Annotated in this window: 22 protein-coding genes; 9 read left to right on the top strand and 13 right to left on the bottom strand. The window is 66.0% G+C overall.

The features are described from left to right. Window positions 1-6 precede the first annotated feature (6 nt). The 3 genes from P5W98_RS05410 to P5W98_RS05420 form a co-directional block, all read right to left on the bottom strand. Window positions 7-819 carry an ATP-binding cassette domain-containing protein gene (locus P5W98_RS05410; protein ID WP_421023613.1) on the bottom strand — a complete coding sequence of 271 codons (813 nt, stop codon included), beginning with the start codon at window positions 817-819 and terminating at the stop codon, window positions 7-9. Window positions 820-832: 13 nt separating this feature from the next. Then, a complete protein-coding gene (locus P5W98_RS05415) occupies window positions 833-2008 on the bottom strand; it encodes an ABC transporter permease (RefSeq protein ID WP_434718440.1) in 1176 nt (391 codons plus the stop codon). Between the two features lie 81 nt (window positions 2009-2089). Then, complete coding sequence (locus tag P5W98_RS05420) at window positions 2090-3151, bottom strand: sugar ABC transporter substrate-binding protein (protein WP_421023615.1); 1062 nt, start codon at window positions 3149-3151, stop codon at window positions 2090-2092. A 283-nt stretch (window positions 3152-3434) separates the two neighbouring features. Between P5W98_RS05420 and P5W98_RS05425 the strand changes: the two genes are divergently transcribed. From P5W98_RS05425 to P5W98_RS05440, 4 genes are all read left to right on the top strand, one after another. Continuing rightward, on the top strand, window positions 3435-4325 hold the full coding sequence (locus P5W98_RS05425) for a MurR/RpiR family transcriptional regulator (RefSeq protein WP_421023616.1): 891 nt from the start codon (window positions 3435-3437) through the stop codon (window positions 4323-4325). Next, on the top strand, window positions 4318-5325 hold the full coding sequence (gene iolG / locus P5W98_RS05430; RefSeq protein WP_434718441.1) for an inositol 2-dehydrogenase: 1008 nt from the start codon (window positions 4318-4320) through the stop codon (window positions 5323-5325). The genes P5W98_RS05425 and iolG overlap by 8 nt, the downstream gene beginning before the upstream one ends. 72 nt (window positions 5326-5397) lie before the next feature. Continuing rightward, on the top strand, window positions 5398-6474 hold the full coding sequence (locus P5W98_RS05435) for a Gfo/Idh/MocA family oxidoreductase (protein ID WP_421023618.1): 1077 nt from the start codon (window positions 5398-5400) through the stop codon (window positions 6472-6474). A gap of 129 nt (window positions 6475-6603) precedes the next feature. After that, window positions 6604-6831: a sulfurtransferase TusA family protein gene (locus P5W98_RS05440; protein WP_421025193.1), complete on the top strand. Its 228-nt coding sequence runs from the start codon at window positions 6604-6606 to the stop codon at window positions 6829-6831. Between the two features lie 94 nt (window positions 6832-6925). Here P5W98_RS05440 and galU read toward each other — a convergent pair whose 3' ends face one another. Together galU and P5W98_RS05450 are read right to left on the bottom strand one after the other, a co-directional pair. Next, window positions 6926-7807 (bottom strand): UTP--glucose-1-phosphate uridylyltransferase GalU, encoded by an 882-nt coding sequence (gene galU / locus P5W98_RS05445; protein WP_421023619.1) that lies wholly within the window; start codon window positions 7805-7807, stop codon window positions 6926-6928. Between the two features lie 65 nt (window positions 7808-7872). Further along, window positions 7873-10740, bottom strand: a complete 2868-nt coding sequence (locus tag P5W98_RS05450; RefSeq protein ID WP_434718442.1) for a valine--tRNA ligase — start codon at window positions 10738-10740, stop codon at window positions 7873-7875. A gap of 182 nt (window positions 10741-10922) precedes the next feature. On the opposite strand from P5W98_RS05450, the gene P5W98_RS05455 reads away from it, so the two are divergent. The 3 genes from P5W98_RS05455 (at window position 10923) to P5W98_RS05465 (ending at window position 15777) form a co-directional block, all read left to right on the top strand. Further along, window positions 10923-13295 carry a UvrD-helicase domain-containing protein gene (locus P5W98_RS05455; protein ID WP_421044019.1) on the top strand — a complete coding sequence of 791 codons (2373 nt, stop codon included), beginning with the start codon at window positions 10923-10925 and terminating at the stop codon, window positions 13293-13295. An 84-nt stretch (window positions 13296-13379) separates the two neighbouring features. Beyond that, window positions 13380-14198: a 5'-methylthioadenosine/adenosylhomocysteine nucleosidase gene (locus P5W98_RS05460; RefSeq protein WP_434718443.1), complete on the top strand. Its 819-nt coding sequence runs from the start codon at window positions 13380-13382 to the stop codon at window positions 14196-14198. A 196-nt stretch (window positions 14199-14394) separates the two neighbouring features. Further along, window positions 14395-15777 carry an MFS transporter gene (locus tag P5W98_RS05465; RefSeq protein WP_434718444.1) on the top strand — a complete coding sequence of 461 codons (1383 nt, stop codon included), beginning with the start codon at window positions 14395-14397 and terminating at the stop codon, window positions 15775-15777. A 31-nt stretch (window positions 15778-15808) separates the two neighbouring features. On the opposite strand, the gene P5W98_RS05470 is transcribed toward P5W98_RS05465, so the two are convergent. The 7 genes from P5W98_RS05470 to P5W98_RS05500 all read right to left on the bottom strand — a co-directional run bounded on the left by P5W98_RS05470 (window position 15809) and on the right by P5W98_RS05500 (window position 23725). Further along, on the bottom strand, window positions 15809-17713 hold the full coding sequence (locus P5W98_RS05470; RefSeq protein WP_421023624.1) for a propionate--CoA ligase: 1905 nt from the start codon (window positions 17711-17713) through the stop codon (window positions 15809-15811). Window positions 17714-17963: 250 nt separating this feature from the next. Then, window positions 17964-18317 (bottom strand): hypothetical protein, encoded by a 354-nt coding sequence (locus tag P5W98_RS05475; protein ID WP_434718512.1) that lies wholly within the window; start codon window positions 18315-18317, stop codon window positions 17964-17966. A 54-nt stretch (window positions 18318-18371) separates the two neighbouring features. Beyond that, on the bottom strand, window positions 18372-18548 hold the full coding sequence (locus P5W98_RS05480; protein WP_421023625.1) for a hypothetical protein: 177 nt from the start codon (window positions 18546-18548) through the stop codon (window positions 18372-18374). A gap of 191 nt (window positions 18549-18739) precedes the next feature. After that, entirely contained in the window at window positions 18740-19603 is an 864-nt protein-coding gene (locus P5W98_RS05485; protein WP_421023626.1) for an efflux RND transporter periplasmic adaptor subunit, read from the bottom strand. A 55-nt stretch (window positions 19604-19658) separates the two neighbouring features. After that, the gene (locus P5W98_RS05490; protein ID WP_434718445.1) at window positions 19659-19859 is read right to left on the bottom strand and encodes a DUF1656 domain-containing protein; all 201 of its coding nucleotides are present in this window, start codon (window positions 19857-19859) and stop codon (window positions 19659-19661) included. Next, entirely contained in the window at window positions 19849-22098 is a 2250-nt protein-coding gene (locus P5W98_RS05495; protein WP_434718446.1) for an FUSC family protein, read from the bottom strand. Before P5W98_RS05495 ends, P5W98_RS05490 begins: the two co-directional genes overlap by 11 nt. Window positions 22099-22108: 10 nt before the next feature. Next, window positions 22109-23725 carry an efflux transporter outer membrane subunit gene (locus P5W98_RS05500; protein ID WP_421023629.1) on the bottom strand — a complete coding sequence of 539 codons (1617 nt, stop codon included), beginning with the start codon at window positions 23723-23725 and terminating at the stop codon, window positions 22109-22111. 155 nt (window positions 23726-23880) lie between these two features. Here P5W98_RS05500 and P5W98_RS05505 point away from each other — a divergent pair, with 155 nt between their 5' ends. Further along, window positions 23881-24819, top strand: a complete 939-nt coding sequence (locus P5W98_RS05505; RefSeq protein WP_421023630.1) for a LysR family transcriptional regulator — start codon at window positions 23881-23883, stop codon at window positions 24817-24819. Between the two features lie 160 nt (window positions 24820-24979). Beyond that, the gene (locus P5W98_RS05510) at window positions 24980-25120 is read left to right on the top strand and encodes a hypothetical protein (RefSeq protein ID WP_421023631.1); all 141 of its coding nucleotides are present in this window, start codon (window positions 24980-24982) and stop codon (window positions 25118-25120) included. A gap of 7 nt (window positions 25121-25127) precedes the next feature. Here the strand turns inward: P5W98_RS05510 and P5W98_RS05515 are convergent, their stop codons facing one another. Beyond that, window positions 25128-25934, bottom strand: coding sequence for a metallophosphoesterase (locus P5W98_RS05515; RefSeq protein WP_421025194.1), 807 nt, complete (start codon window positions 25932-25934; stop codon window positions 25128-25130). Between the last annotated feature and the right edge of the window lie 16 nt (window positions 25935-25950).

The raw sequence follows: 25950 nt of genomic DNA on the forward strand, positions 1-25950 counted from the left end.
ACGTATTCAAATGGTCGCGCCGTCGAGCTCGGCAATCATCTTCTGCATCTCCGCGCCGCCGGCCATCATGTCGAGCACTTCGTTCTTGCTGATCGTGTCTTTCGTGTACGTGCCGAGCGAGCGGCCGCGATTGAGCAGTGTGAACGAGTCGCCAATCGGGTACGCGTGGTGGACGTTGTGGGTGATGAAGATCACCGAGATGCCTTTGGCGCGCGCGTTATGAATCAGCTTGAGCACGTTGAAGCTCTGCTTCACGCCGAGCGCGGCCGTTGGCTCGTCGAGAATCAGCACCCGTGCGCCGAAGTGAATCGCCCGCGCGATCGCGAGGCACTGGCGCTCGCCGCCCGACATCGTGCCGATGGCCTGATGCGGGTCGCGCACGTTGATGCCCATTTCGGAGAGTCGATCCTTCGCGATGGTTGCGCTTGCATCCAGATCCATCACGTTGATGAACCCAAAAAGCTTCTTCTGGGGTTCGCGGCCCATGAAGAAGTTGCGCGCCACGGAGAGCAGCGGCACCAGTGCAAGATCCTGATAGACCGTTGCGATGCCGAGGTCGAGCGCGTCCTTGGGCGAATCGAAGCGCACGGGCTTGCCGTCCACTAAATATTGGCCCGAGGTAGGCGCGTGCACGCCGGCTAGCGTCTTGATGAGCGTGGACTTGCCCGCGCCGTTGTCGCCGAGCAGGCAGTGCACTTCGCCGCGCTTCAGACGCAGCGTGACGCCGTTGAGCGCGATGACCTTGCCGAAGTACTTGCTGACGTTTTCCAGTGCGAGGATCGTGTCGCTGTTCGCATTTGCGCTTTCAGTCTGGTTCATGTCGGCCTCCGGCTTAGGATTGCGCGACGCGGCGGCGCACATAGTGGTTGAAGAGCACGGCGATGAGCAGCATCACGCCAAGGAAGACGCGGAACCAGTCCGAGTCGATGTTCGTGTAGGTAATGCCGATCTGCACGACGCCGAAGATGAGCGCGCCGAACGCGGCGCCGATCACCGAGCCATAGCCGCCCGTGAGCAGCGTGCCGCCGATTACTGCGGCGATGATGGCTTCAAACTCCTTTTGCAGGCCGCGGTCGGCGGCGGCCGAGCCGATATCGCAGACTTGCAGCACGGCGAACAGGCACGAGCAGAAAGCGGTGAGCATGAAGAGCGCGATCTTCACGCGCTTGACCGGCACGCCCACGTTCTTTGCGGCGTTGGCGTCGCCGCCCACGGCGAGGATCCAGTTGCCGTAGCGCGTCTTGGCGAGCGTGAACGCACCGATGGCCACGAGCGCGAACCACCAGAGAATGACCTTCGGCACGCCCGGCACGAGCGGCTGACCGTTGTCGAGCATCTTGCCGATGCCGATGTGCGCGAGCGCCACGAACAGGCCCTTGAACGCCGTGCCGTGAAAGAGCAGGTTGGTCACATAGTCGGCTTTCGCGACGTCGCCCACGCCGGAGACGATGGTGCGGTCGGCGAACATGATCGAGAGCGCGAGTGTGAGGCCGCGCAGGATGAACAGGAACGCGAGCGTGACAATGAACGAGGGCAGCCGCGTGCGCATCACGAGGTAGCCGTTCAATGCGCCTAGCGCGGTGCAGCCCGCGAACGCGAACAGCATGGACAGCGCAATGGGCCAATGGAAGTACATGGTGGGGATGGCCACCATCATGCCGGCAAAGCCGATCATCGAGCCGATCGAGAGGTCGAATTCGCCGGCGATCATCAGCAGGCACGCGCCAACCGAGAGGATGCCCAAGTAAGCGGCCACCTGCGACCAGTTCATCACGCCGTCGAGGTCGAACATGCCGGAGCCGCCCGCGCCGATCGCGAACACGGCGAACACGAGCACGGTGCCGGAAATCGCGGCAAATTCGGGGCGGCCGAGCAGATGCCCGAACCACGATTCGCGCCGCACGCGCTCGTCGGTGGTTCCGGGCCCCGCCGGCGCCGGCTGACCCGGGCGCGGGTCGGGCGCCTTGTCCGTTGCATGCGAGGGGAAGTGTTTGCCGGCTACACCCATGATGGCTCCTTGATTCGACCACACCTGGTGTGCGCCAGGTGTGGTCTCTTGCTGAAGAGAAGACGCTTTGAACCTGGGGGATCAGCGGTATTGACCCGCGTACTTCACGACCTTGTCGAGGTTCTCCCGGGTGATGAAGCCCGGACCCGAACGGATATTGCGTTGGCCGTACGAGGGTTGCAGGCCGTAGGTGTCCAGACGCTGCTTGAACTTCGGATTGGCTTCGAGGATCTGGCGGATCTTCGCCGGGTCGGTCGTATGTTCCTTCTTCACGATCGCGAGCACGGCCACCGGGATATAGCCCTGCAGATACGGCTGCTGGTCGATGGCGAACTGGATCGTGCCCGCGCGGATCGCCTTGGCGATCTCATCGGAGAAGTCGAACGTGCAGAAGTAGATCTTGCCCGCGAGGCCCATCTGCTGAACCGCCTTGAGCGTGGCTGCCGCCGGCACAGGGCCGAGCGTGAGAATCGCGCCGGTGTTCGGATGGTTGCGCAGATACGCGCTCACTTTCGACTGGATTTCGGTCGGGTCCTGGCCCGAGTCGATCGTCGAGGTCTTGTAGTTCACGCCGATGGCGTCCGCAAAGCCGCGGCAACGGTCGAACGACACCGTATTGGTGGCGATGTGGTTCACGCAGAGAAACGACTTCACGCCCGCGGCCTTGGCCTTTTCGCCGGCTGCGTGGCCCGCCACGTATTCGGGCTGGCCCACGTGCATGATTGCGCCGAGCTTCGCGCTCTGGTCCTCAGTGCCGGAGTTGATCGTGACGAGCGGGATCTTCTTTTCCGTGACCTTGCCGATGGAATTCTTCAGCACGTCGTAGTCGGCGATGGTGGTGATGACGCCGTCGTAATTGCGCGCGGCGGCCTGCTCGATCAGGCGCGCCATGTCGGCGATGTCGCCGTTGGGCGGATTGCGGTAGTCGGTTTCGACGTTGAAGTCTTCGTCGGCCTGCTTGATGGCGTTCTTGATGGTGTTCCACCACGAGTCCGAATCCGGCGCGTGGCTGATCAGCACGAAGTGTGCGTCGGCGGCCTGCGCCGGTTGCGCACCCAACGCGCTCAAGCCACTCAGTCCCGCTGCCAGCGTGAGCGCTGCGGCCAACCTTCGGAGCATGGTCTTGCCCTTGCGTTGCGTCATTGTCTCCACCTTTCTCGGTCTGTCGTTCGTTCTTGGGGTGAGCGACGCGCGCTACTCGGCTTGAGTTCCTGGCTTGCGTTGCCGCTTCGCTCAACGACAAGAGTAGGCGATCGTCTGGCGAGTTGCAACAGAAATTTCATTGCAAATAAAAATGGAAAATTTGTTCCAATCGTGTGCGCCGCTGCCTATAATCGGCTCCGTCGGCATGCCATGCATGCGTGGGCCAGCAGGGCTTCGCAGCAGGGGTTTGCCACACTGCAGCAAGCAACAGGGAAAAACGATCATGGCCGATGAAACCAGCGACGCCGTAGCAGGCGTGGACGAATTGATGCAGCGCATCGCGCACGAGTACGAGGCGTTGCCGCGGCAGTTGAAGAGCGTCGCGAACTATATCGAGCAGAACCGCGCGAGTGTCATGATGGATCGCACGAGCGACATCGCCGCGAGCTGCTCGGTGCATCCGTCGGCGGTGGTGCGGTTCGCGCAGCGCTTCGGCTTTTCGGGCTTCTCCGATTTGCAGGCGGTGTTCCGCCAGGCCTATGCGGGGCAGGGGGCGTCGCCCACGAGCTATCAGCAGCGCATACGCCAGTTGATCGAGGCGAAAGACGGCAGCGCGAGCCCCGATCTCGGCGGTGCGGTCGCGCGCGAATTCATCGGCGCGTGCCGCAATGGGCTCGACGAACTCGAGGCCGGACTCGACGATGCACAGTTCGACGCCGCGGTGAAGATGCTCGAGCACGCGGACAACATCTACGTGATCGGCGTGCGCCGCTCGTTCGCGGTGGCGAGCTATATCGTCTACGCATTGCAGCACACGAGAAAGCGCGTGCATCTCGTGTCGGGCTTCGGCGGCATGTATCACGAGCAGATCCGCAGCGTGAAGAAAGGCGACGTGGTGATCGCCATCAGCTTCGCGCCCTACGGCAAGGAGACGCAATACTGCCTGCGCGTGGCGCAGCAGCATCAGGCGAAGACGCTGGTCATTACGGACAGCCAACTTTCTCCGCTCGCGCGCCATGCCGACGCGCAACTCTATGTGAAGGAGGGGAGCGCATTCGCGTTCCGCTCGCTGACGAGCACGTTTTGCCTGTGCCAGGCGCTGTTCGTTGCACTCGCGTACCGGCTCGAACTCAACGTGGAAGAATCGACCGACCCAGGAGAATACGATGACTGAAGCAGGAACATGCAATGTTGCAGTATTCGGCGCGGGCCGCATCGGGCGGATTCATGCGGCGAACCTCGCGCGCCAGCCCGGCGTGCGCCTGAAGTACGTGGTCGATGTGAACCGTGAGGCAGCGGCCGCGCTCGCGGCGCAGCTAGGTGCGCAAGTGGCTGACGTGGAAGGCGCGCTCGGCGACACCTCGGTCGGTGCTAGCGTGATCTGCTCATCGACCGATACGCATTCCGAACTGATCTTGAAGTCGGCGGCGGCAGGCAAGCATATCTTCTGCGAGAAGCCGGTCGATCTGGCTCTCGCGCGCGCCCGCGAATGCGCCGATGCGGTCGCACGCGCGGGCGTGGTGGCTATGATCGGCTTTCAGCGCCGCTACGATCCCACTTTTGCGGCGCTCAAGGCGCGTCTGGATGGCGGCGAAATCGGCACGCCCGAGATGCTGGTCGTGACGAGCCGCGACCCGGGCGCGCCGCCGGTGGAGTACGTCGTGCGCTCGGGCGGCATCTTCAAGGACATGCTGATCCACGACTTCGACATCTTCCGCTGGATTCTCGACGACGAAGCCGACACTGTGCATGCGACGGGCAGTTGTCTCTCGGACCCCGCGATCGCCGATGCGGGCGACATCGACTCCACTGCCGTCACGATCCGCACGAAGCGCGGCCGTCTTTGCCAGATCAATACGTCGCGGCGCGCGGCCTATGGCTACGACCAGCGCTTCGAGATTCTCGGCAGCGCGGGCATGCTTCAGGCAGGCAACATGACGCCGACCGAGGTGGTGTCGTGGACCAAAGGAGCGGTGGCGCGGGACGTGCCGGAAGCGTTCTTTCTCGAGCGCTACCGGGCCGCCTATGCGCGCGAGATGGCGCATTTTTACGAGGCTCTCACGCAGGGCACGCCCGTGCGCACGAGCGTGGCCGACGGCCTCAAGGCGCTGGAGCTTGCGGAGGCGGCGGCGCTGTCGTGGCGCGAAGGCCGCGTAGTGAAGCTGGGGGCGTGATCACGTCGCGCGAGTGAGGGCCGTGGCGGCATGGTGCTCGCAAGATAGAGAGGATCCCGAAGGAGACAGGCGATGCAGGCGAATGAACGTACCCGGCCGTTGCGCGTGGGCGTGGCCGGACTGGGCCGGCTCGGGCGGCGGCATGCGCTTAATCTTGCGTACCGTGTGCCGGGCGCGAAGCTGGCGGCCGCATGCAGCCCGCTCGACGACGATCTCGCGTGGGCCCTCGAGGCGATACCCGAAGCGCGGCAATACCGCGAGTACGCCGAGTTGCTGGCCGATGCAACGATAGACGCCGTATGGCTCGTGACGCCCTCTGCGCTTCATGCGCAGCAGATTGTCGCTGCGTTGCACGCGGGCAAGCACGTGTTCTGCGAGAAGCCGCTCTCGCTCGACGTGGCCGAATGCGAGCGCGTGGTCGACGAGGCGCGGCGCTTTTCCGGGTGGCAGGTGACAATCGGTTTCATGCGCCGTTTCGATCCGAGCTATCACGACGCGTTTTCGAAGCTGCGCGCGGGGGCGATCGGGCGGCCATTTCTCGTGCGCTCGCAAACCTGCGACCTAAACGATCCGGACGGTTTTTTCGTGCGCTTCGCGCCCGGCTCCGGCGGCATTTTTCTCGACTGCACCGTGCACGATATCGACGTCGCGCGCTGGCTGCTCGGCAAGCCGCGCGCCACGCGCGTGTTCGCGGCCGGCGCGGTGGCGCTGCACGAGGGCCTGCGTGAATTCGGCGATATCGACAACGGCGTGGCGATCTGCGAGTTCGAAGGCGGCAGGCTCGCGATGTTCTACGCATCGCGCACCATGGCACATGGCAACGACACGTCGAGCGAGGTGATCGGCACGGCCGGCGCGCTGGCGATCGGCCACGTGCCGCGCGCGAACCGTGTGGAGATCTACGACGTGCACGGCGTGCGCAGCGTTTGCACGCCGACCTTCTTCGACCGCTTCGAGGAGGCGTTTCTGATCGAAGCGCAGGCGTTTGTCGCAGCGGTGCGCGCGCGTGAGGGCGGTGAGGCCGGCGTGGCGGAGGACGCGACGGCGAGTGCGGAGCAGGGCGCGACGCTGGAGGACGCGCTGGAAGCGACGAGAATTGGCTGTGCGTTGCGCGAGTCGCTGCGCACGGGCCAGGCGGTGACGCTCTGAAGGCGCAAAGAAGGTGCAAAGAAGGCACAAGCGGCGTTGTACGCGGCTGCGGTAAAATCGCTGCTATCCGTGCACACCCTGCGCCCTCCGCCGAGGTGGCGCGCCAACGAAGGATCCAACCCAATGCAGATTGAGGTTCACAAGGAAGTAGATGCGCGTGGGCTGACCTGCCCGCTGCCGATCCTGCGCGCCAAGAAGGCGCTCGCCGACATGGAAAGCGGCCAGATTCTCAAGGTTCTCGCGACCGATCCCGGCTCGCAGCGCGATTTCGCGGCCTTTGCCAAGCAAACGGGCAATGAGATCGTGGAAAGCTCGCAGCAGGACAAGACCTTTGTGTTCCTGATGCGCCGCCGCTGATATAACTGCAGGGATGCGCTCGAGCGCATCGCATGAAAAAATGGCCCGCAATCGTGAGATTGCGGGCCATTTTCTTTGCCGGGATGAGGACTGATTAGCCCTCCAGCTCCGGCTTGCGCGTGCGCAGATATTCCGCGAAATCGGTGGCCACTTCCGGGTGGCGCAGCGCGAATTCCACGGTGGCCTTCAGGTAGCCGAGCTTGCTGCCGCAGTCGAAGCGCGTGCCGTGATATTTGTACGCGAGCACTTGTTCATCGGCGAGCAGCGACTGGATGGCGTCGGTGAGCTGGAGTTCGCCGCCCGCACCCGGCTTGATCGAGCGCAGGTGCTGGAAAATGCGCGGCTTGAGCACGTAGCGGCCCACCACGCCGAGGTTCGACGGCGCGACTTCGGGCGCCGGCTTTTCGACGATGCCCGAGAGCTTGACGATCGAGTCTTCCCACTCCTTGCCGTCGACGATGCCGTACGAGCCCGTTTCCGAGGGCGGGATCTCTTCCACGCCGAGCACCGAGCTGTGGTAGTGGTCGAACACCTCGACCATTTGCTGCATGACGGGCGGGGTGCCGTAGAGCAGGTCGTCGGCGAGGATCACGGCGAACGGGTTGTCGCCCACGAGCTTTTCCGCGCACAGCACGGCGTGGCCCAGACCCAGCGCTTCGGGCTGGCGCACGTAAAAGCAGTCGACGTTGTTCGGCTTGATGTTGCGTACCAGTTCGAGCAGCTTTTCCTTGCCGCGTGCTTCGAGCTCGGCTTCGATCTCATATGACTTGTCGAAGTGGTCTTCGATCGCGCGCTTGCTGCGGCCCGTCACGAAGATCATTTCGGTGATGCCAGCCGCGACGGCCTCCTCGACCGCGTACTGGATCAGCGGCTTGTCCACGACCGGGAGCATTTCCTTCGGGCTCGCCTTGGTGGCCGGAAGGAAGCGCGTGCCGAGGCCCGCAACCGGGAATACCGCTTTGGTAACTTTTAGCATGTCTTTAGTCCTGGTCCTGGCTGGTCTGGCGCCGTGCGCGCCGCCAGACCTCACCTTAAGCCGATTCAGGCCGGCAGCCGCGCGAGTTGCGCGGTCAGCTTGCCCAGCGTTGCCTGAAATTCTGCCAGCCTCTTCTGCTCCTGCTCAACCACCACAGGCGGGGCTTTTGCAACAAAACTGTCATTTCCTAGCTTGGCATTGCACTTCGTCACTTCGTTCCTCAGTCGCGCGATCTCCTTCGAAAGACGTTCGCGTTCGGCCGCCACGTCGATCTCCACCTTGAGCACGAGCTTGTCCGTACCCACGATAGCAACCGGCGCGCCTGCCGAGGCGGCGTCGAGCGTCGCTTCGTCGGCGATGATCTGGACTTCCGAGAGCTTCGCGAGCGCTTGCGCATAGGGCGCGAACGACGCGAGGCGCTCCGCGTTGCCCGTCACCAGCAGCGGCACCTTCGTGGCGGGCGAGAGGCCCATCTCGCCACGCAGGTTGCGGCATGCATCGATCACGGCCTTCAGGTCGGCAGCCCATTGCTCGGCGGCTTCGTCGATCTTCTTCGGCTCGGCCAGCGGGTAGCGCTGCATCATGATCGATGCTTCGCCCTCGGCCGCGCCCGCCGGATAAGCATCGGTGAGCGGCGCCACCTTCTGCCACAGCGCTTCGGTGATGAACGGAATCACCGGATGCGCGAGGCGCAGCACCGTCTCCAGCACGCGCAACAGCGTGCGCCGCGTGGCGCGCTGCTGCGCGGGCGTGCCGGTCTGGATCTGAACCTTCGCGAGCTCCAGGTACCAGTCACAGTATTCGTCCCAGACGAACTTATATATGGCGTTGGCCACGTTGTCGAAGCGATAGTCGGCGAAACCCTTCGCGACTTCGGCTTCCACGCGCTGGAGCAGCGAGACGATCCAGCGGTCGGCCTGCGAGAAGTCGGTGTAGCCGCCCGGGCCGCAATCGCCCGGCTGGCACGCGCCCGGCTTCGAGAAGCCGCAGTCGTGGCCTTCGCAGTTCATCAGCACGAAACGCGTGGCGTTCCAGAGCTTGTTGCAGAAGTTGCGATAACCCTCGCAGCGCGCGAGGTCGAAGTTCACGTTGCGCCCGAGCGTGGCCATCGAGGCCATCGTGAAGCGCAGCGCGTCGGTGCCGAAGGCGGGAATGCCGTTCGGGAATTCCTTGCGCGTTTTCTTCTCGATGGTCGCGGCCTGCTTGGGGTTCATGAGGCCGGTGGTGCGCTTGGCGACCAGCGCTTCGAGCTCAATGCCGTCGACGATGTCGATCGGGTCGAGCGTGTTGCCCTTGCTCTTGGACATCTTCTGGCCTTCGGCGTCGCGCACGAGGCCGTGCACGTAGACCGTGTCGAAGGGCACCTTGCCGGTGAAGTGCGTGGTCATCATGACCATGCGCGCCACCCAGAAGAAGATGATGTCGAAGCCCGTGACCAGCACGGAGGAGGGCAGGAAAGCCTTCAGCTCAGGCGTATCCGCAGGCCAGCCGAGCGACGAGAATGGCACGAGCGCCGATGAGAACCACGTGTCGAGCACGTCCTCGTCGCGCTTCAAGGCGCCCTTGTAGCCCTTGGCATCGGCCTGCGCGCGCGCTTCTTCCTCGCTCTTCGCGACGAAGATTTCGCCGTTCTCGCCGTACCAGGCCGGAATCTGGTGGCCCCACCAGAGCTGGCGCGAAATACACCAGTCCTGGATGTTCTCGAGCCACTGGTAGTAGGTGGTGGTCCAGTTTTCCGGCACGAACTTGATCTGGCCGTTGCGCACCACCTCGAGCGAAGTTTCGGTGATCGACTTGCCGGGGTTGAAGGTGCCTTCGGGTGCGGGCTTGGTCATCGCCACGAACCACTGGTCCGTGAGCATCGGCTCGATCACGACGCCCGTGCGGTCGCCGCGCGGCACCATCAGCTTGTGCGGCTGCACCGATTCGAGCAGGCCCAGCGACTCGAAGTCGGCCACCACCTGCTTGCGCGCTTCGAAGCGGTCGAGGCTGCGATATTTTTCGGGCGCGTTGTCGTTGATCTTCGCGTCGAGCGTGAGGATCTCGATCATCGGCAGGCCGTGGCGCTGGCCCACCTGGTAGTCGTTGAAGTCGTGCGCGGGCGTGACCTTCACGACGCCCGTGCCGAACTCGCGGTCCACATACTCGTCGGCAATGATCGGGATTTCGCGGTCCGCGAGCGGCAGCTTCACGGTCTTGCCGATCAGGTGCGCATAGCGCTCGTCTTCCGGATGGACCATCACGGCCGTGTCGCCGAGCATGGTTTCCGGGCGCGTGGTGGCGACCGTGAGGTGGCCCGAGCCATCGGCGAGCGGGTAGCGCAGGTGCCACAGGTGGCCGTTTTCCTCTTCGCTCGCGACTTCGAGGTCCGAGACGGCGGTGAGCAGCACCGGATCCCAGTTCACGAGGCGCTTGCCGCGGTAGATCAGGCCCTGTTCATAGAGGCGCACGAACACGTCGCGCACGGCGGCCGACATCTTGTCGTCCATCGTGAAGTACTCGCGCGACCAGTCGATCGAAGCGCCCAGGCGCCGCACTTGGCCCGTGATGGTCGAGCCCGACTGCTGCTTCCATTCCCACACGCGCTCGACGAACTTCTCGCGGCCGAGGTCGTGGCGCGAGATCTTTTGCGCATCGAGCTGGCGCTCGACCACGATCTGGGTGGCGATGCCCGCGTGGTCGGTGCCCGGCACCCACAGGGTGTTCTCGCCGAGCATGCGGTGGTAGCGCGCGAGGCCGTCCATGATCGTCTGGTTGAACGCGTGGCCCATGTGCAGCGTGCCGGTGACGTTCGGCGGCGGCAACTGGATCGAGAAGTTGGCGCGGCCGGGCGTGAGGGTCGCGGCGGCGTAGCCGCGGCGCTCCCATTCGGGGCCCCAGTGGGCTTCGATCGTCTGCGGCTCGAAGCTTTTCGCTAGCGTGCTGTCGCTCATGGGTGGAATCTGCCGAAAAAAGATGCTGAAAACTTTCGATTATAAGGGGAAGCGCCGTCAGGCCGGGCCCGGGGCCCGTCCATAGCCGGTATGGCCTTTATAATGACGGTCTACTTCGAAGCCCGCCGCGATGGCGCCCCTGTTTGCGGCTTTCCTCGCGGCCTTCCTCGCGCCCCTCATTCATGCCTGAACTGCTCGCCAACCTGAACCCCGAACAACACGCCGCTGTCACGTTGCCGAACGAACCTGCGCTCATTCTGGCCGGGGCCGGCAGCGGCAAGACGCGCGTGCTGATCACGCGCATTGCGTGGCTCATCCAGCAGGGCCTCGCCTCGCCGATGACGATTCTCGCCGTGACTTTCACGAACAAGGCCGCACGTGAAATGACGAGCCGCCTTCAGGCGATGATGCCCATCGACACGCGCGGCATGTGGATCGGCACCTTCCACGGCCTGTGCAACCGCATGCTGCGCGCGCATTACCGCGACGCCGGCCTGCCGCAGACCTTCCAGATCCTCGACACGGCCGACCAGCTTTCGGCCATCAAGCGCTTGATGAAGGGTCTGAACATCGACGACGAGAAGTTCCCGCCGAAGAACCTTCAGCACTTCATCAACAACGCGAAGGAGCAGGGCCTGCGGCCGAAGGACGTCGACGTCACGGATCACTACAACCGCAAGTTCGTCGAGCTCTACGAAGCCTACGAGCAGCAGTGCCAGCGTGAAGGCGTGGTCGACTTCGCCGAGCTGCTGCTGCGCTGCTACGAGCTGCTCGCGTACAACCCGCCGCTGCGCGCGCATTATCAGGCGCGCTTTCGCGACATCCTCGTCGACGAGTTCCAGGACACCAACAAGCTCCAGTACGCGTGGCTCAAGCTGCTCGCGGGCTCGGGCAACGCGATCTTCGCCGTGGGCGACGACGACCAGTCGATCTACGCGTTCCGTGGCGCGAACGTGGGCAACATGCGCGACTTCGAGAACGAGTTCCGCGTGAAGCACCTGATCAAGCTCGAGCAGAATTACCGCTCGCACGGGCACATTCTCGATGCGGCGAACTATCTGATCGCGCATAACTCGCGGCGCCTCGGCAAGAATCTGCGTACCGACGCGGGCCACGGCGAGCCGGTGCGCGTCTACGAGGCCGCCACCGATTCGCAGGAGGCGGGCTGGATCGTCGAGGAAGTGCGGGCGCTCATCAATCAGGGCCTCGCGCGCAACGAGATCGCGATTCTGTACCGCAGCAACGCGCAGTCGCGCACGATCGAGCACACGCTCGTGAACGCGGGCGTGCCGTACAAGGTGTATGGCGGCCTGCGCTTCTTCGAGCGTCAGGAAGTGAAGCACGCGCTCGCCTATCTGCGCCTGATCGACAATCCCAACGACGACACCGCGTTTGCGCGCGTCGTGAACTTCCCGACGCGCGGCATTGGCGCGCGCTCGATCGAGCAGCTTGCGGATGCCGCACGCCTCTATAACTGCTCGATGGCGGCGGCGATTCCCTATGTCACGGGCAAGGCCGGCACGAGTCTCGGCTCGTTCGCGAACCTGATCGCGAAGATGCGCGCCGAAACTGCGCAAATGAGCCTGCCCGAGACGGTCGAGTACACGGTGCGCATGAGCGGTCTGGCCGAGTTCTATCAGGGCGAGCGCGAAGGCCAGGACCGTCTGGAGAACTTGCAGGAACTCGTGAACGCGGCCACCGCGTTCGTGAGCGAGGAAGGCTACGGCATGGACACGCCGGCGCGCTCGATTCCGCTGCGTCCCGGCGCGAGCGCGCTGCCCGAGATCGTCTCGCAGGAAGGCGAGATCGAAGTGCTCGACGCGCCCGCGATCACGGATCCCGCGCAGAACCCCGACCTCATGACGCCGCTCGCGGGGTTTCTCTCGCATGCGTCGCTCGAAGCGGGCGACAATCAGGCGCAGGCGGGCCAGGACGCCGTGCAGTTGATGACTGTGCACGCCGCGAAGGGGCTCGAATTCACGGCGGTGTTCATCACCGGTCTCGAAGAGGGGTTGTTCCCGCACGAGAACAGCGCGATGGAAGCCGATGGCCTCGAGGAGGAGCGCCGCCTGATGTACGTGGCGATCACGCGCGCGAAGGAGCGGCTCTATATCTCGTTCGCGCAGAGCCGTCTGCTGCACGGCCAGACGCGCTACAACGTGCGCTCGCGCTTCTTCGACGAACTGCCGCAGGAGTCGCTCAAATGGCTCACGCCGAAGGTCGAGGCGGGCGCGCGCTGGGGCGGGCGCTCGGACAACGCCGGCTGGGGGCGCGACTGGTTCTCGCGTCCGGGTGGCGGAAGCGGCGGCGGTGGCAGTCGCGATCGCGATGCCTATATCGCGGACAAGAGCCCCGCGCCGGCGTTCGCCAACGAGCAGCGCGCAGCCGAGACGGGCTTTCGCGTGGGCCAGGTCGTGTTTCATACGAAGTTCGGCGAAGGCACGATCACGGCGCTCGAAGGCAGCGGTGCCGATGCCAAGGCGCAAGTGCGCTTCAAGCGCCATGGCGAGAAATGGCTCGCGCTGGCCGTGGCGAAGCTGCAGCCGGTCGAGTGAGCGGCGTTTCCGTGCAACGCATCAACCCAGTGATGTAACCGGTCGACATAACCCATCGACGCAACCCGGCAGGCCCTTGAAGCAATGAACTCCCTTTCCACACAGCCCGGCGCAGCGGCGCGCCCGCTTGGCGTGCTTGCCGCGCTTCCCCAGGAACTCGGCGATCTGATCGCCACGATGCAGGCCGAATCGGGTGTCGTCACGCGCACGCTCGGGCGGCGCGACTATCACGTCGGCACTGTGCACGGCGTGCCGTGCGTGGTGACGCTCGCGCGCGTCGGCAAGGTGGCCGCGGCGGCCACGGCGAGCGCGCTGATCCACGTCTTCGATGTGGGCGCGGTGGTGTTCACGGGCGTAGCGGGCGGCGTGGGGCCGGACGTGCACGTGGGCGACGTGGTGGTGGGCGAGACGCTGCTCCAGCACGACATGAACGCCGAGCCGCTGTTCCCTCGCCACGAGATTCCGCTGCTCGCGCGCTCGCGCTTTGACGCCGACCGTGCGCTGGCCGATGCGCTGGCCGCCGCCTGCGAGCGCTTCGTCGCGGAAGAGGGCACGGCGCTGGCGGCGCGCTTTAGCGCCGCGCTGCCGCGCTTCGAAACCGCGCTGCCGGGCGTGCATCGCGGGCTCGTGATCAGCGGCGACCAGTTCGTGGCCAGTGCGGCGGCTGTGGGCGCATTGCGCGCGGCTTTGCCCGATGCGCTCGCCGTGGAAATGGAAGGCGCGGCGCTGGCTCAGGTCTGCCACGAGTACGAGGTGCCGTGCGCCGTCGTGCGCACCATTTCCGACACCGCCGACGAGCATGCGAGCACCTCGTTCTCGTCGTTCCTCACCGACATCGCCGGGACGTATTCGACGGGCATTCTGCGGCGCTTTCTCTCGTCGTACCGCCCGGCGGGCCGCTGAGCGGCGCGGATGGGCGCCGGCGGCCCGCAGTCGACCCGTGGGCGCGGGTTAATAATGACTGTGAAATTATTTATATCTAAAGTAATCTGGCCTGCCGTTCAACCGCCATTGACCGACTGCGCCTGAAAGTCCGCGTCCAGGGGCCTTGCTGCAAGGCATCTGGAGACGCCCGGACGGGACGGCGCCGTGCCCGCCCATGTCCGATGCCCGCTCCATCCCCGCGCGCACGACGCGCGCCGTCCTGCTCGTCTGCGGCTTGTCCGTTCTCTTCGAAGGCTACGACGTCGGCAGTCTCGGCGCGGTGCTGCCCGCGCTGGCCGCCGACCGACACTGGAGCCTCACGCCGATGCAACTCGGCGCGCTCGGCAGCTACGCGCTCGCGGGCATGTTCTTCGGCGGGATGGCGATCGGCACGCTTGGCGATCTGCTCGGGCGGCGGCGCATGCTGCTGGCCTGCGTCGCACTGTTTTCGCTCACGATGGCCGGCGCCGCGATTGCGCCCACGCCGTTCTGGTTCGGCCTGTGCCGGTTTCTGGGCGGCCTCGGTCTCGGCGGCGTGATTCCGGTGGCCGCCGCGCTCACGATCGAGTATTCGCCGCCGGCGCGGCGCAGCTTCAACTACGGAATGATGTACTCGGGCTACTCGCTCGGCATCCTGTGCGCGGCGCTCGCGGCCATGGCGCTGTTGCCCGCATGGGGCTGGCGCGGTGTGATGGCGGTGGGTGCGCTGCCGCTGCTCGCGCTGCTGCCGATGGCGCTCGCATTGCCCGAATCGCTCGAATATCTGGCCGCGCGCGGACGCTTCGACGAGGCGAGCGTGCTCGCCGCCCGGCTCGGCGTGACCGGTGAGCTGCCGGCGGCACGCGGCGCCGCGTCCCAGCGACGGACGAGCTTGCGCGACGTCGTGGCCGCGATCTTCGCGCGCCGCCGTCTGCGCGCGACGGCCTGCTTCTGGATCGCACTGTTCTGCGGCATGTTGCTCGTGTACGGCCTCAACACCTGGCTGCCGATGATCATGCGCAAGCAAGGCTACGATCTCGGCTCGAGCCTCGCCTTCCTGCTTGTTTTCAGCCTGACTTCGGCATGCGGCGGCGTGGTGCTCGGCAAGATCGCCGACCGCTTCGGCGCGCGTGCGACGGTCGCGCTGGCCTATGCCATCGGCGCGCTCGCGATCGCTGTGCTGATGACCCGCAACGCGCTCGTCGTGAGCTATGCGCTCGTGGCGCTCGCGGGCATCGGCAGCATCTCGGCTTCGCTCATCCTGACCGGCTATCTGACGCACTTCTATCCGTCGCACGCGCGCGGCGCGGCGACGGGCTGGGCGCTGTCCTTCGCGCGTTTCGGGGCGATGTGCGGGCCGCTCATGGGCGGGTACATCGCGAGCGTCGGCGCAAACTGGTCGTGGAATTTCGTGGCGTTCGCGGTGACAGGACTCGTGGCGGCGCTGGCGGTCGCGGCGTTGCCGTCGCGTGTGCGCGCTGAGGCGGGAGAAGATGCGAGGGTCGAAGCAGACGAAGGCGGCGAGGCGGCGCAGGGCGACGCCCGCCGCGCCACCGAGCGCGGCGCCCAGCTTTCCTGAAGGCGCGGCGGGCGCGCCTTGGATCGCCGCTTCACGCCTTGCCGGTTGGCTCGACCGCCTCGCGGATCTGCTGCAGCGCCGCTGCGTCCTCGATGGTCGGCAAATCGCCGGGATCGCGCCCTTCGGCGAGCGCCGCGATTGCGCGGCGCAGGAGCTTGCCCGAGCGCGTCTTCGGCAGCATCGACACGAAGTGCACGCGCGCGGGCCGCCCGATGGCGCCGAGCTGGCGGTCCACGGTGGCCGCGAGCGCGGCGGCGAGCTTGTCCGCCGCCGCCGGATCGGCCGCCGCACCCGCGTCGCGCAGCACCACGAACGCGAGCGCGGCCTGGCCCTTCACCGTGTCGTTCACGCCCACCACGGCGACTTCGGCGACCGCCGCGTGCGACGAGATCGCTTCCTCGATCTCGCGCGTGCCGAGCCGGTGGCCCGCCACGTTGATGACGTCGTCGGTGCGGCCGAGGATCGTCACGTAGCCGTTTTCGTCCTGCACGCCCCAGTCGAAGGTCGAATAGACCTGCTGGCCCGGCACGCTCTCCCAGTACGTCTTCACGAAGCGCGCATCGTCGCCCCAGACCGTTTGCATGCAGCCCGGCGGCAGCGGGTAGCTCAGCGTGATCACGCCTTTCTCGCCCTGCGCGCAGGGCTCGCCCGTATGCTCGTTGCGCAGCACGAGGTCGTAGCCGTAGCACGGCACGCCAGGCGAGCCGACCTTCGGCGGCAACGCTTCGACGCCGCGCTGGATCGCGAGCATCGGCCAGCCGGTCTCGGTCTGCCAGTAGTTGTCGACCACGGGCTTGCCGAGCGCGTCCGAGATCCACACGGACGTGGGTTCGTCGAGCGGCTCGCCCGCGAGAAAGAGGGTGCGCAGGCTCGACAGGTCGGCGGCGCGCAGCAGCGCCGGATCCTGCTTCTTGAGCACGCGGATCGCGGTGGGCGCGGTGAACATGAGATTGATGCGGTGCTGCTCGACGAGGCGCCACCAGATGCCGCCGTCGGGCCGCACGGGCGTGCCTTCGTACATCACCGTGGTCATGCCCGCGAGCAGCGGCGCGTAGATGATGTAGCTGTGGCCCACGACCCAGCCGATATCCGACGCCGTGAACATGGTGTCGCCGGCGCGGCCCTCGAAGATGTACTCCATCGACGCGGCGAGCGCCACCGCGTAGCCGCCGACGTCGCGCTGCACGCCCTTGGGCCTGCCGGTCGTGCCGGAGGTGTAGAGCACATAGGAAGGCTCGTTCGATTCGAGCCATTCGCAGGGGACGTGCGCGTTGTAATGCTGCTCGCGCAACGGTTCATAGTCGACCAGCCAGGGCGCATTGAGGCGTTCGGGCGCAAGCTGCCGGTCGATCAGCAGCACGCGCGGCGGCGCATGTTCGGCGCGCGCCATGGCCTCGTCGACGAGCGGCGTGTAGTCGATCACCTTGCCGCCGCGTGCGCCGGCGTCGGCGGAGACGAGCAGCGTGGGCTTGGCGTCGTCGATGCGCGCGGCGAGGCTCGGTGCCGCGAAGCCGCCGAACACCACCGAGTGGATCGCGCCGAGGCGCGCGCAGGCCAGCACCGCAAACACGGCCTCGGGAATCATCGGCAGATAGATCAGCACGCGATCGCCGCGCTGCACGCCGAGCGAGCGCATGACGGCGGCCATGCGGTTCACTTCGGCGTGCAGATCGGCGTAGGTGTAGCGGCGCTCGATGCCGGTTTCGGTCGACACGTAGACGAGCGCATTCTGTTGTGCGCGGGTGTCGAGGTGCCGGTCGACGGCGTTGAAGCACAGGTTCGTGCGCCCGCCCACGAACCAGCGCGCGAAGGGCGGATTCGAGCGGTCGAGCACCTCGGTGAACGGCGTTTGCCAATGGATGCGCGCGGCTTCGCGGCGCCAGAAGTCCTCGGGGCGATCGATCGACTCGCGGTGGAACTCGCGGTAACGGCGCATGACGTCCATCCTCCCGTACGGTGTCGCGGGCGCGGCGCGTGGGACGGCGCCCGCATGATGCCGGTATGGCGGCTGGACCCGGCTCTGAAGGGTCGAGGATAGTGCAGTGCAATGGGCGCGGGCAACGCGGGTTCACCCGTGGGTGGACCTGCAGATTCGCCCACAGATCTGCCCACAGATGCGTCGTTACCCGCTGCGCGACGTCAGTGCGTGATCAGGAGCGCAACGAGGCTTCGCGCGCGGTGTCGGGTTACGCGAGAGATTGCGCGAGTGGGCGCGGGTGCGCATGCCAGCGCCGCAGCCGGCGGCACGCGATCTCCACCGCCGGATCGAGCTGCGCGCTCACCGCAGCGCCGAGTCCCGTGCCATACGCGTCGTGCGCGTGCGGCTGCACGCCGATCAGCACGAGTTCGCGCGGATAGTGGCCTTTGAGCTGTGCGCAGGCGAGCGGATCGGCGAAATCCATCTGACGCAGGTTCACGGGGCGCGTGCGCAGATGCTGCACGGCTTCATCGCCTTCGCGCACGCACAGCGTGCCGGGCGTACGGCCGAAGTCGGCCGAGTTGAAGGCGAGCATGCGCTGTGCCGACTCGACGAGCGGCAGGAGCGCGAGTCCCTGGGTGCCGCCCGCGACGAACTCGACATGCGATGCGCATTGTCAACCGGCTTTGAGCCGCTCGATCGCGCGCATGCCGAACCCGGCGTCGCCCCATTGCAGATTGCCGAGTCCCAGTGCGACGCTGCGCGGCAGCGCCGGCGTATGCGTGGCGGCGCGGGCCGGCGCCGTCAGGGGGCGTGTGAAGATAAACGGAACGTGCTCGTAGAGAAAGCTCACGCGACTCACTTTGCGAAGGACACAGAGTTCAGAATATTCTTAGCTGTCGCGCATTTTTGTGCTGAGGTGTGTCAAGGGGCCAGGAATTTATGCGTGTGCTGGGATAAGTTTTGCAGGTTCAGGCGATTGACTGTCGGACAACCTTTGATTAACGGTTAAAACCTTTAAGCAATGTTCAGGCGCGCTCGAGCTCACGCGCCCGGTTTCACGACCACGGTACAGGTCGTGCCTGCGGAGAGCGTCATGCCGTCCGGCACCTTGTCGATGTGGATGCGCACCGGCACGCGCTGTGCGAGGCGCACCCAGTTGAAAGTCGGGTTCACGTCGGCGAGCAGTTCGCGGCTTTGCGGATTGTCGCGGTCGTAGATACCGCGCGAGATGCTTTCCACATGACCTTCGAGCGTGCCGCCGCTCATCAGCTTGATGTCGGCCTTGTTGCCCACCTTCACGCGCGGCAGCTTGGTTTCCTCGAAATAGCCGTAGACCCAGAACGAGTGGCTGTCCACCACGGCCAGCCTCGCCTGGCCGGCGTTCGCGTAGTCGCCGCGAAACACCTGGAGGTTGGTGATGTAGCCGTCCACCGGCGAGACCACGCGCGTGCGCTCGAGGTTGAGCTTCGCGGCATCGAGCGCGGCGAGCGCCTGCTGGTACTGCGCCTGCGCCGAGTTCGCGGTGTGCGAGGCGTTCTCGCGGCTTTCCTGCGAGACGACCTGGCTGTCCATGTCGGCGCGGCGGCGCGCGTCGTCCTGTTTCATGGTGAGTTCGGCCTTGCGCGCGGCCACGGCGGCTTGTGCCTGCTCCACGGCAATCTGGTAGTGCGACGGATCGATCTGCATCAGCAGGTCGCCCTTGTGCACGAACTGGTTGTCGCGCACGGGCAGCTCGACCACGGCGCCCGAGACGTCGGGTGCGATGTTCACGACTTCGGCGCGCACGCGGCCGTCGCGGGTCCAGGGCTCGTCCATGTAGTGCACCCACAGGGCGCGCCCGACCAGAATGGCGACGGCGAAAATAAGAGCCGTCGCGAGAAAGCCAATGATGTTTCGGATAGTCATGATTCGTTTGAATCCGGTTCGGCGGTTTGCGCTTATTTCAGCGAGTTCAGCGAGTTCAGCTATAGACGGCGAGCCCCAGCACGCAGCACACGACCACGAGCAGGCTCACGCGAAAGAGAGAGGGGTGCCACACGATCCGGTAGAGGCCGGTTCGGGCCAGCACGGAATCGAGCACCCACGTGAGCGCCGCGCCCAGAATGAAGAGCAGGACGATCGCGGGAAGGTAGGCGTCGAGAAACGCGACGTCACGCGGCATGGTTTGCTCCTTGCGGGGTACCGGGTTGATCCATCGGTGGGTTCAAATACGCTGCGAACGGCGATTGCGGATCGATGAGCGCGGCGCGGATGAAATGCAGATGGCTCAGGATGCGCTGCAGCCGATGACGCGTTTCGCGCGGCGCGTTGTCTTGCACGATCCGTTCGAGCACGCCGTGGCAGGCCGCGATGGCTGCACGGGTGGCGGCGAGCGCGGTGGCGTGGCGGTTCGCATCGGGGCGCTCGAACAGCGCGCTCACGGCCTTGAGCGTGGCCGCGGTGGCGTCGCGCCACGGCGCGGGGTGCTCCGTTACGGCGGCCAGCTCCTCGCGCAGATCGAGCGCGGCATTGCCGATCTCGAGCGTCGCGAACATCCAGCGCAGGGTGTCGTGGCGCAACGCGTCGTCGTTGCCCGCGAGCGCGTGCAGCTGGAACATCAGGTCGCGCGCGCCGCTTTCGAAGCGATTGCGCAGGCCCGCTAGCCCGCTCGCGCCGAGCCAGCGCGCGCGGCACGCGTGCACGGCCTGGCCCCGCAGATTGGCGAGGAGGCGCTTGCGCAGCCACGGCGCGGAGGGCGGCAGGAGCACCGCGAACGCGGCGGCCGTGACGATCATCGACATGACGAGCGACAGCGCGTCGTTCATGTAGCCGGCCGGGTTGTACTGCACGACGTTGTCCGGACCCACGAGGAAGCAAAGGAAGATGCAGTAGCCCATGCCGTAGCCCATATACGCGGGGCGAGTCGTGAGGAACACGCCGAAGGCGAGCGCGGGCGCAAGCGCGACACACAGCAACGGAAAGCCGTCGATGTGCGGAAACACGCCGAACGTGAGGAACATGCCGACCACCGACGCGAGCATCGTGCCGCCCGCCATCTGGCTCGACATGCGCGCGGGCTGGGGCGAGGCGGAGGCCAGCGCGCAGGTGGCGGCGGCGGTGAGCACGAGATTCGCGCCGCTCGGCCACGCGCTCGCGATCCAGAACGCGGCGAGCAGGCCCATCACGACGGCCGCGCGCAGGCCCGCCACGGCGGCCGCGACCAGATTGGTCTTCGGCACATAGCGCGCGACCCATTTCTCGCGCGAGTGCGTGTCGACGGCGAGCGAGGCGTAGGTCGCCGTGTATTCGTTCATCTCGTGCACGAAGCGGTAGAAGAGCTCGGTGGCCGTGTCGAAATCGAGCAGGCGCGCGGCGCGCGTGTCCGCGTTTTTGCCTTGCTGGTCCAGATCGGCTTCGAGCTGCACGCGCGTTTCGCGCACGCGCCTCGGCAACGTCGCGCGGTAGCTTTCGAGTTGGGTGGCCACGTGCACCGCATCGGCGGCGCTGAGCACCGGTTCGCCGGACTTGTCGAACAGCGGCGCGATTTCGCGGAAGTACGGTTCGAGCGCGTCGACCGTGACGGTCGAGCCGGCCTCGCGCAGGCGGTTCATCAACTGATGCAGCGCGTGAAAGCGCGTCGAGACGGTCATGAACTCGGTGTTCAGGCGCGCCAGCCGCCCCGCGCGCATGCGCGCGTCGGGCGACTCGAACACGGCCGTGCTGCGGCTCGCCTCGAAGCCGACGATGTCGGCCACGAAGCGCGCGTTGGTCGCTTCGATCCGCGAGCGTTCGACTTGCCCGCCCAGCGACGCCGACACATAGTCGACGAACGACGAGAAGCGCTGGCGCACCGTGGCGCGCAGCAGCTCGCCCGTGTACTGCGGAAACACCACGGCGCTCACGAAGCCCGACGCCAGGATGCCGATCGAGATTTCGGCCACGCGCGTCATCGCGGACATGAACGCGCCATCGGGATGCTGCGAGGCCGGGATGCCGATCAGCGCGGCCGTATAGCCCGCGAGCACGAAGCCGTACGAGCGGAAGTTGCGGTTGCGCGCCGCGCCCGCCGTGCAGATGCCCACCCAGAGCGCCGTGGTGGCGATGAAGAGCTCCGGCTGCTGGGCGAACACGCCGATCAACGCGAGCATGACCACGAGGCCGACCAGCGTGCCGCAGATCCGGTAGAAGCTTTTCGCGAACACGGGGCCGCTTTGCGGCTGCATCACGATGAACACCGTGGTCATGGCGGTGCGCGGCGAGGGCAGGTCGAGCTTCATCGCCACGCCGAGCGCGAGCAGCGCCGCGGCAATCGCCTTGAGGATGTAGAGCCAGACGAGGCCGTCGGTGCGCGCCCAGTCGGCGCACGCCTGAAACATGCGTGGGCCGCCGGCTTGCGTGGAAGTGGGAGAGGACGCAGCCATCTTCGCGGCCTCAGTGCGCAGGGGTTGAATCGGCCGCGTTGGCCGAATCGCCCGCATGAGCCGTATCCACGCCGGCCTTATCCACGTTCGGCAGCTTCGGTGCAAGCAGCGCTGCCGGCATGAGCGGCACGTCGCGCGTCTTCTTGCCGTGCGCGGGTAATTGCTCGGCTTGCGTCGGGCCCGCTGCCGGATCGATCATGCCGCCGCCGAGCGCCGCCACCAGCGTCGCATGGGCGGCGAGGCGCGCAGCCTGGATATGCGCGACGCCTTCCTGCGCGTGCAGCAACTGCGTCTGCGCGATCAGCACGTTGACATAGTCGCTGAGCCCGCGGCGAAAGCCGGCCTGCGAGAGGTCGTAGTTGCGCTGCGCGGCCGCGACCGAGCGATGCGCGTCGTCTTCCTGGGTGGCGAGCGAACGCATGCGCACGATCTGGTCAGCGATTTGCTTGAGCGCGCTCACGAGCGTCTGGTTGTACTGCTCGACAGCGATGTCGTAGGCCGCCGATTGCGCGCCGAGCTGCGCTCGCAGGCGCCCGCCGTCGAAGATTGGCAGCGAGAGCGCGGCGCCGCCCGCGTAGCTGCCGCTCATCGACTTGAGGAACTGGAACAGCGGGCCGGCCGCCGCATAGCCGCCCATCGAGACGAGCAAGTCGACGTTCGGGTAGAACTGGGCCTTCGCGACGTCGATGCCGCGCGCCTGCGCGGCGACGGTCCAGCGCGCAGCGACCACGTCGGGGCGATGGCCGATCAGTTCGGCCGGCAGCGCCGAGGGCAGGCCCGCCGGAGCGGCAAGCGAGAGCGACGGGCGCGTGATCGATTCGCCCGCGCCGGGACCCTTGCCCGCGAGCGCGGCAAGCTGGTTCTTGTCGAGCGCGATGCTTTCTTCGAGCGCGTCGATCTGGCGCTCGTGCTCGGGCAGCGGCGTTTCGGCCTGGCTCACTTCGAGCTGCGTGCCGATGCCGCCTGCGAGACGCTTTTGCGCGAGCGCGAGAATTTTCTGCTGCTCGGCGAGGTTTTGCTTCGCGATGTCGAGCAACGCGTAGTTCATCGACAGATCGATATACGCGCGCGTCACGTTCACTTCGAGCTCGAGCTGCGCGGCGCGCGCATCGGCGGCCGTGGCGTGCGCCATGTCGAGCGCGCGCTCGGCGGCGTTCTTGTCCTGGCCCCAGAGATCGAGGTGGTACGAGAGGCCGAGCGTGGCGGTGTTGTTCCACGTGTTGGCGCCGGCGAGCGGGCCGGGGCCGTAGAAGACGTTGTCGGCCCATTGCTGGCGCTGCACCGACATGCTGCCGTTGATCTGCGGCAGGAGCCCCGCTTGCGCGACGCCGGCCATCGAGCGCGCCTCGCGCACGCGCGCCTGGGCGGCGGCGAGCGACGGATTGCCTGCGACCGACGCCTCGATCCACGCATTGAGCTGCGGGTCGTTATAGGCGCGCCACCAGTCGCTGGCGGGCCATTGCGCGTCGGTGTTGGCGGCGCGAATGGCCGAGCCGACGTCCAGTTCGGCCGCGTCCGTGTGCTTCGCTTGCGGTGCGATGCCCCCGGTACTGGCGCAGCCCGCGATTATCAACGAGAACGTAAGAACCGTGAGTGCGGCTAGTCCTTTCGGTACCGGAGACTGCACGATTTACTCCTTTTACATGCATAGTTTGACGTACCGCATTATATTTTTTGCTGGATTCGCGAATAACCAGTAAGGATGCAAGGCATTCTTACGTGATTTGAGACAATCGATTTTGCGAAATATGTAACAATTCGTCCGTCAGCTAAAGGATTGTTATGGATACGCTTCAGAACATGCGTGTATTCATGCGGGTGGTCGAAGCCGGTAGCTTCACCGGCGCCGCCCAGCATCTGAATACGACGACGGCCTACGCATCGCGCGCGGTCTCCGATCTGGAGGCGCATTTGCGCACGCGGCTCCTGAACCGCACGACGCGCCGCATCGCGCTCACCGAGGCCGGCGAGCGTTATCTCCAGCGTTGCGAGCAGATCCTGGCCTATGTGGACCAGGCGGAAGCCGAAGCCGGCGATGCGCATGCGCGGCCCTCGGGCCGGCTCAAGGTGCACGCCATGACCAGCTTCGGCCAGCACTATGTGGTGCCCGCGGTGGGGCGGTATCAGCAGTTGTATCCGGACGTGCAGGTGGACCTCACGCTTGCGCAGCGCATGCCCGATATCCTCGACGAGGGCTACGACGTCACGCTCGTGCTGGCCACCGATCTGCCCGATTCGGGTTTCGTCTCGCAGCGCCTGACGAGCGCGTTCAGCATTGCGTGCGCGTCGCCGGCCTACCTGGAGCGCCACGGCGTGCCGCAAACGCCGCGCGACCTCGCGAATCATCGCTGCCTGCAGATGGTGACGCCGGTCTTTCCGGCATCGCAGTGGCAGTTCAGCGGACCGGACGGAGAGCAGACGATCGACCTCGGCGCGGCCCCGTTCCAGGTCAATGTCGCCGAAGCGCTGGCCGTGGCGGTGCGCGAGGGCATGGGCATCGGGCTCTTGCCGATCTATTCGGCCATTAGCGGCCTGCGCAGCGGCGAGCTTGTCTGGATCCTGCCCGAATACAAGTCGCAGGAGATGAATATCTATGCAATGTATCCGTCACGCCAGTACCTCGACGCGAAGATCCGCACGTGGGTCGAACTGCTGCGCGAGAACCTGCCCGCGACGATGGCCGAAGACCAGGCCGAGCTGCGGCAGTTCGCGCGGACCTGAGCGGGCCGGGAGCAGGGACTTGACGCGGGCGCGCTGACGGCGCGCCGTGACAGCCTGTTACAGCTTCGGACGATGGCAACACTTCCTTACGCACACCGTCGCGGCGGCTTGATAAGGTAGCGGAACTGAAACGTCAATCCGCCAGAACCCGAGGTTTTCCATGGATATGCATACGATGATCGGCATCGCCGTGATGATAGGCCTGATCGGCATTGCCGCATCGCGTGACTTGCTGCGCATGCGCCGCGCGCAGCTCCAACCCATCACACTGCGCACGCAGCGCCCGCGCGACCCACGCTGAGCGCCGCTCAGATCTCCACCACCTTGTCCCACGCGAAGGCCGGATTTTCCGGCTGGCCGGTGCGCCGGTCGCGATAGCCGCGGGGGTTGCACACCACGCGCGTGGCATCGACGGTGTAGTCGAAGCACGTATGCGTGTGGCCGTGGATCCAGAGCGCGGCGGGCGCGCCCACCAGCGCGCCCAGATCGTTCACGAATCCCGCCGAGACCAGATCATCCGCATAGCGCGCCGCGAGGCTCAGCCGATGCGGTGCATGGTGCGTAACGACGATCGTCTTGCCCGCAAAGGGCTTCGCCAGTTCCCCTTCGAGCCAGGCTCGCGCATGCGCGTGCAGCGCGAGCGAGTCGGCGGGCGTGAAATCGCGCGCGGCCGATTCGGGGCTCGCGGGCCACGACACCTGAATCAGCCCGCGAAAGTCGAGCATCACTCGCTTCGCGGCCTCGATCGCCGCTTCGAGCGCGGCCTCATCGGCGCCGAACAGCGCGAAATCCGCCCATAGCGTCGTGCCGAGCACCCGAAATCGGCCTGCCGGATCGACGTACGTCCCGTTATTCAAAAAGTGCACGTTGTCGAGCGTGGCGGCGGCGTCGCGCATGGCCGCTTCGAGCGCGCCGAGCTCGCCGTCGTAGTACTCGTGATTGCCCGGCACGTAGATCACGGGCACCTGCGGGTCGAACGTTTCGGCGGCCCAGCGCAAGCCCAGCCCGTGATTGTGGATGTCGCCCGCGAGCACGACGAGATCGGCCTGCGCGTGCGGGATCGTGTCCGGCTCGTCGTTTTCCAGATGCAGGTCGGATAGCACACGAACTTTCACTTCGCCTCCCTGGGCG

The sequence above is a fragment of the Paraburkholderia sp. A1BS-2L genome (assembly GCF_051125205.1).
Lineage (GTDB): Bacteria > Pseudomonadota > Gammaproteobacteria > Burkholderiales > Burkholderiaceae > Paraburkholderia.